The sequence below is a fragment of the Lyngbya sp. CCY1209 genome (assembly GCF_035615495.1).
In the GTDB taxonomy this organism is placed as follows: domain Bacteria; phylum Cyanobacteriota; class Cyanobacteriia; order Cyanobacteriales; family Microcoleaceae; genus Limnospira.
The window spans coordinates 19,218-33,801 of the sequence record NZ_JAJENU010000647.1; the positions used below are offsets into that span (position 1 = coordinate 19,218).

General features: G+C 56.6%; 16 protein-coding genes. 7 read left to right on the forward strand and 9 right to left on the reverse strand.

Going from position 1 to position 14,584, the window contains the following annotated elements; genetic code table 11:
- Positions 1-161: 161 nt before the first annotated feature.
- The 7 genes from LKE08_RS26280 to LKE08_RS26310 all read right to left on the reverse strand — a co-directional run bounded on the left by LKE08_RS26280 (position 162) and on the right by LKE08_RS26310 (position 5,912).
- Positions 162-443, reverse strand: a complete 282-nt coding sequence (locus LKE08_RS26280) for a DUF3493 domain-containing protein (protein WP_324707252.1) — start codon at positions 441-443, stop codon at positions 162-164.
- A gap of 134 nt (positions 444-577) precedes the next feature.
- Positions 578-1,810: a DUF445 family protein gene (locus LKE08_RS26285; RefSeq protein WP_324707253.1), complete on the reverse strand. Its 1,233-nt coding sequence runs from the start codon at positions 1,808-1,810 to the stop codon at positions 578-580.
- A 37-nt stretch (positions 1,811-1,847) separates the two neighbouring features.
- Positions 1,848-2,582: a bifunctional demethylmenaquinone methyltransferase/2-methoxy-6-polyprenyl-1,4-benzoquinol methylase UbiE gene (gene ubiE / locus LKE08_RS26290; protein WP_324707254.1), complete on the reverse strand. Its 735-nt coding sequence runs from the start codon at positions 2,580-2,582 to the stop codon at positions 1,848-1,850.
- A gap of 2 nt (positions 2,583-2,584) precedes the next feature.
- On the reverse strand, positions 2,585-3,532 hold the full coding sequence (locus LKE08_RS26295) for a response regulator (RefSeq protein WP_324707255.1): 948 nt from the start codon (positions 3,530-3,532) through the stop codon (positions 2,585-2,587).
- Between the two features lie 55 nt (positions 3,533-3,587).
- The gene (locus tag LKE08_RS26300; RefSeq protein WP_324707256.1) at positions 3,588-4,124 is read right to left on the reverse strand and encodes a tetratricopeptide repeat protein; all 537 of its coding nucleotides are present in this window, start codon (positions 4,122-4,124) and stop codon (positions 3,588-3,590) included.
- A 58-nt stretch (positions 4,125-4,182) separates the two neighbouring features.
- Entirely contained in the window at positions 4,183-4,545 is a 363-nt protein-coding gene (locus LKE08_RS26305; protein WP_324707257.1) for a single-stranded DNA-binding protein, read from the reverse strand.
- Positions 4,546-4,682: 137 nt separating this feature from the next.
- Positions 4,683-5,912, reverse strand: coding sequence for a NupC/NupG family nucleoside CNT transporter (locus tag LKE08_RS26310; RefSeq protein ID WP_324707258.1), 1,230 nt, complete (start codon positions 5,910-5,912; stop codon positions 4,683-4,685).
- Positions 5,913-6,074: 162 nt separating this feature from the next.
- Here LKE08_RS26310 and der point away from each other — a divergent pair, with 162 nt between their 5' ends.
- From der to LKE08_RS26345, 7 genes are all read left to right on the forward strand, one after another.
- A complete protein-coding gene (gene der, locus LKE08_RS26315; RefSeq protein WP_324707259.1) occupies positions 6,075-7,436 on the forward strand; it encodes a ribosome biogenesis GTPase Der in 1,362 nt (453 codons plus the stop codon).
- 30 nt (positions 7,437-7,466) lie between these two features.
- Positions 7,467-8,381 (forward strand): energy-coupling factor transporter transmembrane protein EcfT, encoded by a 915-nt coding sequence (locus LKE08_RS26320; RefSeq protein ID WP_324707260.1) that lies wholly within the window; start codon positions 7,467-7,469, stop codon positions 8,379-8,381.
- 225 nt (positions 8,382-8,606) lie between these two features.
- On the forward strand, positions 8,607-8,876 hold the full coding sequence (gene pipX / locus LKE08_RS26325) for a transcriptional coactivator PipX (RefSeq protein ID WP_324707261.1): 270 nt from the start codon (positions 8,607-8,609) through the stop codon (positions 8,874-8,876).
- Between the two features lie 149 nt (positions 8,877-9,025).
- Positions 9,026-9,697, forward strand: coding sequence for a YggS family pyridoxal phosphate-dependent enzyme (locus LKE08_RS26330; RefSeq protein ID WP_324707262.1), 672 nt, complete (start codon positions 9,026-9,028; stop codon positions 9,695-9,697).
- A gap of 122 nt (positions 9,698-9,819) precedes the next feature.
- Positions 9,820-10,440, forward strand: coding sequence for a cell division protein SepF (locus tag LKE08_RS26335; protein ID WP_324707263.1), 621 nt, complete (start codon positions 9,820-9,822; stop codon positions 10,438-10,440).
- Between the two features lie 254 nt (positions 10,441-10,694).
- The gene (proC, locus tag LKE08_RS26340) at positions 10,695-11,498 is read left to right on the forward strand and encodes a pyrroline-5-carboxylate reductase (RefSeq protein ID WP_324707264.1); all 804 of its coding nucleotides are present in this window, start codon (positions 10,695-10,697) and stop codon (positions 11,496-11,498) included.
- Between the two features lie 310 nt (positions 11,499-11,808).
- On the forward strand, positions 11,809-11,958 hold the full coding sequence (locus LKE08_RS26345) for a hypothetical protein (protein ID WP_324707265.1): 150 nt from the start codon (positions 11,809-11,811) through the stop codon (positions 11,956-11,958).
- Positions 11,959-12,551: 593 nt separating this feature from the next.
- Here the strand turns inward: LKE08_RS26345 and plsY are convergent.
- Together plsY and LKE08_RS26355 are read right to left on the reverse strand one after the other, a co-directional pair.
- Positions 12,552-13,229: a glycerol-3-phosphate 1-O-acyltransferase PlsY gene (plsY, locus tag LKE08_RS26350; RefSeq protein WP_324707266.1), complete on the reverse strand. Its 678-nt coding sequence runs from the start codon at positions 13,227-13,229 to the stop codon at positions 12,552-12,554.
- 297 nt (positions 13,230-13,526) lie between these two features.
- Positions 13,527-14,537, reverse strand: a complete 1,011-nt coding sequence (locus LKE08_RS26355; protein ID WP_375341468.1) for a DUF3086 domain-containing protein — start codon at positions 14,535-14,537, stop codon at positions 13,527-13,529.
- Positions 14,538-14,584: the final 47 nt, after the last annotated feature.

A 14,584-nucleotide genomic window follows, 5' to 3' on the forward strand; every position in this document is an offset into this window, starting at 1 on the left:
TAAATGGGCATTTATCGTTAGGGTCTTTATTTGGCTGACCCCAATTGATCCTTGTACTGTATTGTTGCAGGGATCATGACATCACCCGATGTTTCGTAATATTTTCTTTATTTTCGTTTCTTTGCGAGATGTTTAGGTTTGTCTAGCGATGTGAAGTTATGTTAATCGGACGGGGGCGATCGCGACTCCAGGCGAAACAGCCAGATCATCAGGGCCACGATGCCCACCTGGAGGGCAAAATTGGGGAGGGCGGAGGCGACATCCCGGCCGGCGATCAGTTTGGAGAGGAACACGACGGCCCCGATGAAGCCCGAAGCCCCGAAAGAAATGTATATAAATTTTCGTAAACCCCGGTAAGGCGCCTTGGCTTCGGCCCGGAGGCGCTTGTAAATTTCGGGGTCGAGATTTTTGGGATTGCGGCGATCGCGTTTGGGATCGGACATAACTGTAATGCAATTTAAGCTGGGTAGATTTAGCTATTGTATGACGTCGGGAGTCGGGAATCGGGAGTCGGGAATCGGGAATTTATCAGTTATCAGTTATCAGTTATCAATTATCAATTCTCAATTCTCAATTCTCAGCGCAGCAGCAAAATCACCGTCTGCAGCGACCCGACGATGACGCCGAGGAAGCCGCCCAAATTGACGATCGCCTGCAACTCGCTTTTGACGATCCCGTTCACCGCCACCTCCAACTGTTGCGGGGAGGTACTCATTATCCGTTCGACAATCACCCGATCTAAGTTGACAATCGGAATCGCCTTGGCGACGAGATTCTCCAGATCCTTCTCCAGATAGCGTTCCAACACCAACGCCAACTCCCGGCTGACCATTCCCAGGGAATCGCTGAGGACCGGGGAATTCTGGAGACGCTTCAAAATCAACGCCGACACCCTTTCCCAGTCGATAGATTGGGTCAACCCCTGGATCAGGTCGATGCCCTGGGTCTGGAGGTAGTCCCGCACCGTATCCCGCATGGTTTTCCGCAACTCCCGCACCGTCGAGAGGGGCAAATTGGCTCCGGACAGATTTTGCAACCATTCTTGCAAGCGTTCCCGGGCGCCGAGGGAGGTCAACAATTGCGCCAGACGCCGGTTGGTTTCTTCCTTCTCGTCCAGGCAAAAGGTCCGCAGGCGGGTGAGGGTACTCCGCAGGCCGAACAGGTTGGCGACCACCCAATAGGTGCCCGTGGTTTGCTCCCGAAATCCTTCGTCGATGATGGAAATGTTGCGGTCGGTGAGGAAGTCGATCAAGGCCTGCCGCAGCACTTCCGGGGGAATCACCCGATCTAAGAGCCAGTCCGAGAGTTGTCGCGCCTGTCGGTCGCCGAGTTGAAACTCCAACATGACGCGATCGAAGATTTGGTTGAGTTGGGGTTCCAAAAAATCTTCCCGGCGGGCCAGCACCCGCAACACCCGAGGCAGGGACTCCCCCAGAAAGTCCCGCAGGATGCCGGCTAGAATTTTGGCGGTTTTTTGTTCCGTATCAGCTTTGACCTGGGCCAGGGCGAGTTGCAGCAACCAGAGGATGGTCGCTTCGATGCGTTCGGTTTTCAACAGGCGGCGGGCGATGTTTTGCAGTTCTTCCGGGGTGAGGAGGGACTGCAGGATCGTGTCGGACACCCGCTGCGCCAGACGTTCTTGGTTGCGGGGGATGAGACCCGGGGTGAAGGGGAGTCGCCGTCCCGCGATTTTGACCGCTTTGTAGGGGCGGAACAGCATTTTGATCGCCAGGTCGTTGGTGAAGTAGCCGATGATACCCCCCAACACTGGGGGGACGATCAAAATCGACACGTCTGACCAATTGACCATGTATTTTCTCTCAGAGACCTGCGGCGCGGCGATCGCGCTACGGACGGGATTTGGTGACGACCAATACTCCCATCATACCGCCCGCGATGGTATAGTGTTTAGCCTCGGGGAAACCGGCGTTTCGGGCGATCGCGACCTGTTCGGGACCGGTGGGGAATTTTTCCAAGCTGGGGTTGAGGTAGGCGTACTCGTCTCGGAATCCGAAGGAGCGGGCGACGGGGACGACGACGTCATCGAGATACCACCGTTGGAACTGCTGCCATCCAGTTTGTCCGGGGCGGTGGAAGTCCAAAATGGCCGCGGCGGCGCCGGGTTTGAGGACGCGGCGGAGTTCGGCGAGGCTGCGGGGGATGTCCGCCACATTTCGCAGGCCGTAACCCATCGTGGCGCAGTCGAAGCTGTCGTCGGGGAAGGGCAGGTCGAGGACGTCCGCCTCCACCCAGGTGATGGGGGCTGTGGGGATGGTGAAGGGGGGTTTGCGATCGCGGGCCACGGCCAGCAGTCGGCCGGAAAAGTCCACCCCGACCGCCTCTCCGGAACGGCCGATCGCCTGGGCCAACAGTCGCGTCAGGTCGCCGCTGCCGCAGCACAGATCCAAACCCCGATCGCCGGAACTCGCGCCGCTCCACTTGACGGCCATTTGTTTCCAGATCCGGTGAGAACCCAGACTCAGCCAGTCGTTCATGCGATCATAAACCGGGGCGATGCGGTCGAACAGATCCCGGACCTGTTCGGAGTTTCCGACTTCGATTTCTCCCTTGTCTTGAACCATAATTATTGGAGTCGGTGCAGGTGAGAGAACACCAGCGCCATTTCCTGGGTGACGAGGTGAACTGTATCCAGGTCGTCCGGGGACAGTTGGCAGGGTTTTTGCCACTGAAGAGACAGCAGGCCCACGATCCCCTCGCGGTCGAGGATGGGGGAACAGAGGTGGGCCTGGATGTCGGCGGTTTTGTAGCGATCGCACTCGGCCAGGTCGGAGTTGGCTGGAATGTTGACTTCGCACTGTAGGGTGCGGGCGGCGATCGCTTCTCCGACCAGGGGATCGTCCTTCAGCCAAGTGTCGGCGTCCGTGACGATGCCGTATCCGGCGGCGGGGGAGTCCGGGTTGTCCGCCACCATCGGTTGCAGAACCACCGCATCGGCCCCCAGATCTTCTCCGACGGAACTCGCGATCGCCCTCAACGTCTCTTCCAACGCCTCCGCCTTCAGCGCCAGATCCATGATGGTCGCCAGCAGTCGGGTTTGCTTTTGGGCCCGCTGCAGTTCCTCAGTCCGCTGCTTGAGGAGTTCGTAAGTTTCCGCAGCCCGCTGGACGACGGTTTTCAGTTCGTTCGGGTCCCAGGGCTTCGTGATGTACTTGTAGACCTGGCCGGAATTGATCGCGTCCACCAAGTCTTCGATGTCGGTGAACCCCGTCAAAATGATCCGAACCGTATTCGGGAACTGCGGCACGGTTTTGCTGAGAAACTCCGTCCCCTTCATTTCGGGCATCCGCTGGTCGGAGATGATCACCGCCACCTCCCCCTCCGCCGCCAAGATCTCCAGGGCTCGCTTTCCACTCTCAGCTTTAAAAACGCTAAAATCGCGCCGAAATGTGCGGTAAAGCAAATCCAGATTGTCTGGCTCGTCATCTACCACCAGCATTTTCGGTTTTTTGGGTCGTTTGCTACTCATCAACTGGCGCTTTATCGTTTCGAGGTCTGGATTATCAAATTCCATACTATTTATATATTATGAGCGATTCATCCTTTGCCACACCCGAACCGTTCTCACTTCAGCCCGAAGCGAATAGGAATAAACTGCTCACGGCCAGTCCGAGGGCAATGAGGGCAACCCACAGAAATTGATTGTCCTTGGTGTTCACTTGGCTCAGATCGAGCGGTTCCTCTTCCATTTTTTGGGTTTGGGAGCGGGATGTCGAAGCGCCCCCCGACTTGGCGCTGGCCACCGCAAAGTTCTTGCCGTCGGTGTCGATATCGCTCAGGTCGGGAATTTCGACGAGTCCTTCCGAGTCCGGGCTGAGTTTGGGGGCCTCCAGAATTTCCAGGAGGCGGCGGGACTGTTTTCGGGTTTCCCAACTCGGGTGGAACTTCAGGGAGCGGCACAGGGCGATCGCATCTTGCCGATCGCCCGCCGCGTCGTAGGCCGTCGCCAGCCAAAGTTGCACCTCCCCCCCCAGCCGGGAAGCCGTTTCCACGCGATCGCGGGCCGTTTCCAAATGTCGTACCGACTGGCGGTATCGCCCTTGCTCGAATGCAATTTTTCCGGATTGGAATTCGGTCAAGATCCGATCTAATTCTGGTGAACTCACGAGACTGAATATTTGGCGTACAACGTTTCATGCATAGGTGCGGATTAGATGAATCGCACTAAAATTCATCGTAATTGTCGGGGACATCACCCGCTTCATTGTCCCGACGCGATCCCAACATTTGCAGGTCATCGACGACAATCACCGGACTCGAACGTTCCGCCCCGGTATTGCGATCGGACCAAGTATCAATTTTCAATTGCCCTTTCACCCCGACCAAACGTCCCTTGCGGACGTAATTGGAGGCAATTTCAGCCGTCTTGCCCCACATCTCCAGATTGAACCAGTCGGGTTTATCGCTGTTGCGACTCCGGCGATCGACGGCTAAACTCAACCGACATTTCACCGTCCCCGACTCAAAATATTTCACGTCCGGATCGCTGCCCACCCGTCCCACGAGCGTCACCACATTCAAACTCATCTGATACCTCCAATCTGTCTCAATCCCAATTTTACGGGCGATCGCACCGTTTATTGTATCAAAAGCAGAGTTGGGAGTGTGTGAATTGTAGGGGCCCCTGGCTTGCGCCCTAATTTTAGATTTCAGATGTCCCCAAATCAACTTAACATCCCGGCCACGCAGGCGGTCATGAAGCAGGCCAGGGAACCCGCCACCATCGCCGGGACGCCCAGTCGGGCCAGGTCGGGTTGCCGTTCCGGTGCCATGCCGGAGATGCCGCCAATTTGGACGGCGATCGATCCGATGTTGGAAAAGCCGCACAAAGCGTAGGTGGAGATCAAAATCGCCCTCGGGGAGAGGGTCGGGCCGGCTTCCGGAGAAGTGGAATTTTCGATCAGTCGTTGCAGATCTAAATAGGCGATAAATTCATTTAAAAATGTCTTTTTTCCGAGTAATATACCGACCTGGCGACAGTCCTCCCACGGCACGCCCATCAGCCAAGCGACGGGGGCGAAGACGAACGAAAAAATCCATTCTAATGACAATTGCGTCACCCCGATTCCGGTTCCGACCCATCCCAAAATGCCATTGACCAACGCCAATAATCCCAAAAACGCGATCAGCATCGCCGCCACATTCAAGGCGAGTTTCATCCCCTCCGACGCGCCGATCGCCGCCGCGTCGATCGCATTTGCCGAGGTGGGTTTGACTTCGATTTTCACCTGTCCCGCCGTGGGGGAAACTTCGGTTTCCGGATAAAAGACTTTGGAAATGGCGAGGGCGGCGGGGGCAGACATCACCGAGGCGGCGATCAGGTGTTCGGCGGGGACTCCGAAGGAGATATAAGCGGCCAAAACGCCCCCGGCGACGGTGGCGAATCCCCCGGTCATGACCGCGTGGAGTTCCGATCGCGTCATCGTAGAAATGTAGGGTTTGATCAACAGCGGGGCTTCGGTCTGGCCGACGAAAATATTGGCGGAACAGGAGAGGGTTTCCGAACCGGAAGTTTTCATCGTCCGCACCATCACCACCGCCACCCATTCCACCACCTTCTGCAAAATTCCGTAGTGATACAGTATCGTTATAAAGGAGGAAAAAAAGATGATAGTTGGCAGGACTTTGAAGGCGATGAAATGTTCCTCGAATCCCTCGCCGAATAAGAATTGCGCCCCGGCATCAGAAAAATTTAGGAATTGGGTAACCATATCGCCGAGGGCTTTAAATATGGCCAGTCCGAGGGGAATTTTTAATATAAAAATCGCCAAGAAAATTTGCAGGGCGATCCCCCACAGCACCGGACGCCACCGCACCGCCTTGCGATCGACGGAAAAGAGATAAGCCAATCCCACGAAAACCACGAGTCCGATCGCCGAAATTACCCGTTCCATGTAAGAAAGTGAAAAATGAAAAGTGAAAAGTGAAAAATTGGGGTGGATGGGATTCGCCCTCTTCCCATTCCCGACTCCCGACTCCCGACTCCCCACTCGGAAGCCGGCAAGCGATAAGATAGAACATTAGCACTATCGGAGCCCGCACCGGGCTACAGTTCCATGTCTCGACCCATTGTTGCCATTATCGGACGCCCCAATGTGGGGAAGTCTACCTTAGTCAACCGTCTCACGGCTACCCAGGACGCGATCGTTCACGACGAACCGGGGATCACCCGCGATCGCACCTACCGCCCCGCATTTTGGCAGGATCGGGAGTTCGTGGTGGTGGATACGGGGGGGCTGGTGTTCGACGACGAAACGGAGTTCCTGCCGCTGATCCGCGAACAGGCTTTGATGGCCTTGGCGGAGGCGACGACAGCGATTTTCGTCGTGGACGGACAGACCGGGCCGACGGGGGGGGACGAAGCGATCGCCAGTTGGCTGCGGGGACACCAGGTCCCGGTGTTGCTGGCGGTGAACAAGTGCGAATCTCCCACCCTCGGCATCACCCAGGCGGCGCAGTTTTGGGAGTTGGGGTTGGGAAATCCGTTTCCGATTTCCAGCATCCACGGCAGCGGGACGGGGGAACTGCTCGACGCCCTGATGGAACACCTGCCCCCCGCCGACGAGGTCTCCGACGAGGAGGAGTTGCGGGTGGCGATCGTGGGACGGCCGAACGTGGGCAAATCCAGCCTGTTGAATGCGTTTTTGGGGCAGGAACGGGCGATCGTCAGCCCCATTTCCGGCACGACTCGGGACGCGATCGATACGGTGGTGGAACGCAACGGCCAGATTTACCGTTTGATCGATACGGCGGGAATTCGCCGGAAAAAGCACGTCGAGTATGGGGCGGAGTTTTTCGGGATCAACCGGGCGTTCAAGGCGATCCGTCGGGCGGATGTGGTGTTGTTCGTCATCGATGCCGAGGAGGGGGTGACGGACCAGGATCAGAAGCTGGCGGGGCGGATTTCCGACGACGGGCGGGCCTGTGTGATCGTGGTGAATAAATGGGATGCGATCGAGAAGGATACTTATACCATTTTGGATTTTGAGAAGGTGTTGCGATCGCGGTTGTATTTCCTCGACTGGGCGTCCATGATATTTGTCAGCGCCAAAACCGGACAGCGGGTGAACAAAATTTTGGCCCTGACAGACCAGGCGGCCCAAGAACACCGGCGTCGGGTGTCCACGGCGGTGATCAACGAAGTGATCGAAGAGGCGGTACGCTGGCACTCCCCCCCCACGAACCGCCAGGGACGCCAGGGAAAAATTTACTACGGCACCCAGGTCAGTTCCCGACCGCCGACGATCGTTTTATTTGTCAACGATCCCAAGCGGTTCGGGGACAATTACCGTCGCTACATGGAAGGCCAGTTCCGGCAACAACTGGGATTTTCCGGGACGCCGATCCGGCTGATGTGGCGGGGCAAGGCGATGCGGGAAGTGGAGCGGGGTTCGGCCAACCGGGCCACGCGGGTCTGAATCGAGAATTGAAGACGAACTGATCTTTCTATGGATTTATTGCGATCGCTCCCCATCGGCCTGTATCTGGAACAGCCGATCACCTGGCTGCACCGCCTCGACGCCCGGATCAAGTTGGTCTGGCTGATGAGTTTTTTACTCGCCCCCCTGCTGGCCAGTTCCCTCTGGCGCCTGGGGTTGGTGGGCCTGCTGATCCTGATTACGCTGACGGCGCGAATTCCCCTGCGGGTTTGGAAACGGCAGATGGGTTGGCTGCTGATGTTCTGCGGGTTGCTGTTCGCGATCAGTTGCATCCTCCCCGACGGCTTGACGGTGGAACACCAACCCCGCCTGCCGCCGGACGAGATCGCGTTTTCTCTGGGGGAAACTGCCGAGAACGCCGCACCGCTACCCCAACCGACGCCCTACCGCTACGTCCTCATAGTTCAGGGTCCCCTGACCGTTACTCGCTATTCCTTGGATTTGGGGTTGCGGATCAGTACGCTGCTGTTTACTTTGGTTTACAGCACCAATCTGTATTTGCTGACGACGGCTTCAGAGGAAATTGCGGCGGGATTGGAAAGTTTGATGAAGCCGCTGCGGTGGCTGAAAATTCCGGTGACGGAAATTGCCCTGACACTTACTCTCTCGCTGCGATTTTTTCCGCTGGTATTGGAGGAAATTCAGAATTTGTATCGGTCGGTACGGACTCGGGCGATCGATTGGAAAAAATTGGGCCTGCGGCGGGCGACCCAAATTTGGCTGTTGGTGGCGGAACGACTGCTGGAGAATTTACTGTTGAGGGCCGAGCAAATTTCCAACGCCATGAAGGTGCGGGGGTTCACCAGTCCGAACCGACACCGGGTCGAGTGGCATCAGCTCCGCATCCGCTGGCGGGATTGGATCGCGCTGGCGGGCCTGACGCTGTTTTGGGGATTGCGCTTGATTTGGGGCTGGGAACCTTGAGGCATCGGGAAAAATCTTTCTCTTTTGTCAGACTTGAAAAGTTGCCGGGAGAATGTCAAGATATATCGGCGGATCTTCGACGCGAAACCGATCGCGGTTTCGGGTCTCCGGCGTTCTGCGATGCGGCGATCGCGGGATTCCCGCCATTCAACTGCTCCAGTTTTCGACAATGCCGACCCTTGCATTAAGCTGATTGAAGCGATTATTTGCTGACTTTGAGGTTGAATGACAACTGAAACTTACATGAACCATCCCAACTTCGGCTTACTTTTCAAAGTTTGCCCGGTTGAAGATAATCAAGAGTTATTTACGACCCTTTACGCCCAGCGCCTCTTTTTTTTAGTGACCCAATCGCCCGCCGGATTGAAGTTTGAACCCATCAGTCGCTCGGATGCCAGATTGTTGGTGGAAATTCGCCTGCGGATGTTGCGACGCACGGGCCAGGAGGAGGCCCTCCGAAAACTGCAATCCATCCACCACCGCACGTTTCAGTAACCGTTGATCTGGTATCAGTGCGCGATCGCGGTTGGAAATGCCCCGCAAGTCCTCTCAAGTCCGACCTAAATCTCTCAAACCGCTTCTCCCTCCCGTCAATTTTTGACTTTTAGTGAGATGCCGGACGCCACCCCAGACAGATTTTCGATATGAGTGATTCGATCGCCGAACAAATTGCCAATATTCGCGCTTCCATCCCCCCCTCCGTGCGACTCGTCGCCGTGACCAAAACGGTGTCCGCCGATGCAATTCGAGTCGCCTACGCCGCCGGGGTGCGGGATTTCGGAGAAAATCGGGTTCAGGAGGCGGAGGCTAAACAGGAACAATTGCGAGATCTCACGGATATCACCTGGCACCTGATCGGCCACGTCCAGAGTAACAAAGCGGCGCGGGCGATCGCCAATTTTGATTGGATTCATTCGGTGGACAGTTTGAAACTCGCCAAGCGGCTTGATCGCCTAGCCCGGGAACAGTCGCGATCGCCGCACGTCTGTTTTCAGGTGAAAATCTTGCCAGACCCCAACAAATACGGTTGGACTGTCCCCGAATTGATGGCCGACCTGCCGAAATTGGACGCCTGCACGGCCCTAAAAATTCAAGGTCTGATGACAATCCCCCCCCAGGGATTGGACGAAACCGAGACGCGATCGGTGTTCGAGGCCACCCGAGAATTGGCCGATCGCATCCGGTCGCAAAATTGGGATCACATCCAAATGCGGGAATTGTCGATGGGAATGTCGGCCGACTATTTACTCGCCGTAGAAGCGGGTGCGACTCTGATCCGGCCCGGACAGAGTATATTTGGTAAGAGAAAGATATAGACGAGAGCGTATTTTTTCTGTCAAGATGACCGAGTACAGAAAAACTCAGAATAGTAAACCCCTCCGGGCTAACCCGTGAGGAGAGTTCGGTCGGGGTTCGGAGTTTCGATGGAGAGTACACCGTGAATACACTGTTTGGCAAACTTCGGGATTTCGTGGGACTCAACGAATCCGTTGAGTACGACTACGAATACGATGAAATGGAAGGGGACCAGTACCAGACCATGTACCAGCAAGCCCCCCAACCGCAGGCGGCCCCCCTCGTCGCCGAGGAGGAACGCCGCAGCCCCCGCCGCGGGCGGGAAAGAACCGTCGGCACCGTCGGCGGCAGCAATCTTACACCTGAGTCAGTAGGAGTGGGTTCAACCGGAATGAATAATAACGTGATTGGAATGCCAGGAGCGCTCAACGGGATTTCCGAGGTGATGGTGATGGAGCCGCGCACCTTTGAAGAAATGCCCGCCGCCATCCGCGCCCTCAAAGAGCGCAAGTCCGTCGTTTTGAATCTGACGATGATGGACCCCGACCAAGCCCAGCGGGCCGTGGATTTTGTCGCCGGCGGCACCTATGCCCTCGACGGCCACCAAGAGCGCATCGGGGAGAGCATCTTCCTGTTTACGCCCAGTTGCGTTCAGGTCAGAACCCAATCCGGCGTGGCCAACGAAGTTCCGGGCGTCCGTCCCCGCATGGCTCCGACGGCGAGTTCCGTCTGGCAACCGGAGAAAATCCAGGCTATCCAGTAGTTGTTTTCAATTGGAACCTCGGCAACCGGTGGCCGCGAGCCCCTCAGCGGTACGAGTCAAAAACGGTCACGGTTGCTCAATAGGGAATAGGGAATAGGGAATAGGGAATAGGGAATAGGAAATAGGGAATAGGTAACATTTCACTTTTCACTTTCCCCACACTCCATACCAGAAGTGAGAAATTCTTCACTTCTGACTTGTGACTCCTCACTCCTCCTGATCGATGAGTGTTCAATGCGATTTAGAAAAGATTTATGACAGGGTTTAAATTTGGGGCGATCGGCGGCGGGGTGATGGCAGAGGCGCTGCTGTCTCGCCTCCTGGCGCGACAGGTGTACCAGCCCTCGGAAGTCATCGTCAGCGACCCCTCGCCGGCTCGGCGGGAGTCCCTTTCTCAACAGTATGGCGTGGCTCTCACCTCCGAGAATCGCGAGGCTGCAGGGGCTTCTGAGGTGGTGTTGCTGGCCGTGAAGCCCCAGATCTTCGGCGCGATCGCTTCGGATTTGGCCGCGGTGCCGCCGGAGACGCTGGTCTTGTCAATTTTGGCCGGGACGACCCTGGAAACGTTGCAGGGGGCTGTCCCCGATCGCCCCGTGATTCGGGTGATGCCCAATACCCCCGCAACGGTGGGGGCGGGGATGAGCGCCCTGGCCTCCGGAAAACGGGCGGAAGCCGTCCACGTCGAGCGGGCCACGGAAATTCTGTCGGCGGTGGGGGACGTGGTGGAAGTCCCGGAATATTTGATGGATGCGGTGACGGGTTTATCGGGTTCGGGTCCCGGATACGTCGCCGTGATGGTCGAGGCCCTGACGGACGGTGGGGTGGCGGCGGGACTGCCTCGGGCGATCGCGGCTAAGTTGGCTTTGAGTACCGTCTGGGGCACGGCCCAACTGCTGCGGGAAACGGAACTGCACCCGGCCGAACTCAAGGATCGCGTCACCAGTCCGGGGGGCACGACGATCGCCGGAATCGCTCAATTGGAGGCGGCGGGTTTTCGCTCGGCTTTAATTGAGGCGGTGCGGGCGGCGCGCGATCGCTCCCGGGAATTGGGAAGTTAAATTGAATTGATAATTGACAATGGATAATTGATAATTAATTGTTCCTCTTCCCCACGGTATTTGTACGATTTGTGAAATCGTTTTAATAAGAATTGTAAATTTTTCGGCGAAGAGGGGTTGACAGGGGGCGACGGCTGGCGGTATGATATTGACAAGGTTCTTAATAATGGGGTGGTCGCAAAAATTTTATTTCAATCACCACTCCCATTATCTAAAATAATACCGGAAGTCAAGCCCAAAATCAACCCCCCTCAAAAAAAAGTCGAAATTTTTAATATTTTTTTAATTTTTTCAAAACAAAAACATAGCAGTGAGCGATCGCGTCAAGAATCCGCTCCGGCTGCGAGACTCCCGCGCTGTCATTTCCGATTCGGCATCGGGAGTCCGTCAATTTCCGCTGTTGGCTGATGCCATTCCCCAGTCGATTTTGCGATCGCTCCCCGACTTTTCCCCGGATTGAAAAACGGTATTTGTACGATTTTTGGGAGCAGGCGCGGCGGGATGAGATCGGGGCGGAACGAAATTTTAGAGAAGTGGTGAAATCGTTTTAATAAGAATTGTAAAGTTTGTGGCGCGGAAGGGTTGACAGGGGGGCGCGATCGGCGGTAAAATCTTGACAAAGTTGCGAATAATGGAGTGGTTGCACAAATTTTATTTTCGTCACTATTCCAATTATATAAAATAATACGGGAAGTCAAGTCAAAAATCAAGCTTTCTTCCCAAAAACGACGAAATTTTTAACATTTTTTTATTTTTTAAACAACAAAAAGATCGCCAGTATGGCGATCGCGTATGAACGAATCCAAGAAAGCCCGAAAACTCTGAAAGGGCTTTGGTTGTCCCGACTCCCGACTCCCGACTCCCGACTCCCGACTCCCGACTCCCGACTCTCGACTCCCGCGCCCACGCATGGGGGAGGATTGGACACTCCCCGACTCTGCGGCGTGGGAATTGGTCGGTATCAGAACGAAGGACACAGAGAAAAAGCATTCGCCGTCCGAGTTGAGAGAATCAGTCGAGATGCCGATTTCCGATCAAAGTGCGATCGCGCCTTTACTGGGTTTCCACCGACAATTTCTGACCGATGCGGGGTTCTTTCCCCTGCAACAACCGCTCGATATTGGTGCGGTGACGCCAGATGACGTAGGCACCCGCCGCCACGGCGAACAGTTGGTAGGGGAGGGGTTGTCCGGTGACGATCATCAGGGCCGAAATGGCGATCGCGCCGGCGATCGAACCCAAAGAGACGATCCGAAAACTCGCCAAAACCACCGCAAAAACGGTTAGCGTCGCCAAAGCCAGCACCCAATTGAGAGCGAACAAAATCCCCAAACTGGTGGCGACGGACTTGCCCCCCTTGAAACCGATCCACAGCGATGTGGTGTGGCCCACCACCGCCGCCAAGCCGGAAAGAGTCGCCACCCAGTAGGCGAGGGCGTCGGGATTTTGAATCCCGGCTTCCAGGGCGATCTGGCGGGTGGCGGGGAGGGAGTAGGCGGCGAAAATCATCGCGATCGCCGCGGCCCCTTTCAAGATATCCACCAACAGGACGGCGAGGGCCGGCCCCTTGCCGCAGGTTCTCAGGACGTTGGTGGCCCCCGTCGAGCCCGATCCCTGTTCCCGAATATCGATCCCGTAAAACCAGCGGCCGATGGCGTACCCGGTGGGGATCGATCCCAGCAGGTAGGCGGCGGCCAAGAGCCCTCCATTCAAGACGAACCACTCAATCATGTTTAACCCATTCCCTTTAAAAGTTCGATCATCGGATTCGCATCCTAAATCCAACATCGGGCCTCATTCAGCCGATTGTCAAGTCGTTTTTTGTAAAGATAATTCCCGGGCCGGATGCGATCGCCCGTGGGGGGATGCGATCGGGGGAGGTTCTGACCTGTTCATCTCAACTCCTCGATCCCCGCGCCGATCTTCAAAGTCCCACACCGATCCCAGTTTAGACGATCTCCCCCGGACCCGGATGGATCGGAGGGGAGAAATCGCCGGCGACCGCCGCCGTCAACCGTTCACCAAAAACTAAAATTTGTCCGCCGCAGATTGAGCCGCCTGGGGGTCGGGAGCGAAGGCCAGCCAGAGGGGAAACTGAAGTAAGGAAAGGCTAATTTTTTCCTCCGCGTCGTCGATGATGATGAACGGGAGCCAGCCGCCGCCGGTCAACCGCTCCGCCTTTTGGGCCAACAATTCCGGGTCTTCAAACAATCCCACCCCGCGATCGGGGCCGAAGTCGCGGCGGTCGATGCCCAGACAATCTTGCAGTCCCCGCCGCCACTCTCCGAGCCGCTCGGGACTGTTTGCCAAAACCAGCGTCCGCAGGCGATCGTCGTAGAGGGTTCTGAGCACCGAGACGGTCGCCGAGGCCACCAGAATATTTTGCAGGCGGGAGCCCATCGTCCGCATCGCCCCCCGTCCCCCTTGGGTGAAAAACCAGTTGGAAACCTGTTTGGCGTGGATGGGTTCAAAGGTGCGTCGCAACTGCCAGGGGGGGCCGTAATAGTCCGGCATCGTGCGATATTGGTCAATAATACGGCGGATTTGCTGGGTCTGTTCTTGAAAAGCCGATGGGGTAAATTGGGGCGCGGGGGACTCGTCCGGAGACTCCTCCGGGGACACCGGGGCGGCGGGGGAACTCGATGGAGCCGGGGTGTCCTGAGCTTCTGGGATCAAATCGAGCTGTTCGGCCGTAGCGGCGAGATCTTGGAGGCTGCCGACGAGGTAATCTTTGAAGCCCTGCACCCGGATCGCCAAATCCTGGGAGACGCCGGCGAAGGTGGTCCGCATCTCCTTTTGGATGCGATCGCGGCGGCGTTCGAGTTTTTCCACTTCCACTTGCAGGGCTTGGCGTCGCCGTTCCAACTCGCCGAGGGTTTCGGACACCAAATTGCCGATGGATTGGGAGAGGTCGCTCTGTTCTTGCTGAAGTTTGGCTTTGGTCGCCCGGAGTCGGGCGATCTCCTGTCGCAGTTCGTCGGCTTGGCCGTCGAGATTGTCGCCGGACTCGAGGGGTGATGATTCGGTCGGGGGATTCAATGGTTCGTCTCGGTCTGGGGTTGGGATGTCGTCTGAATTCATGGACA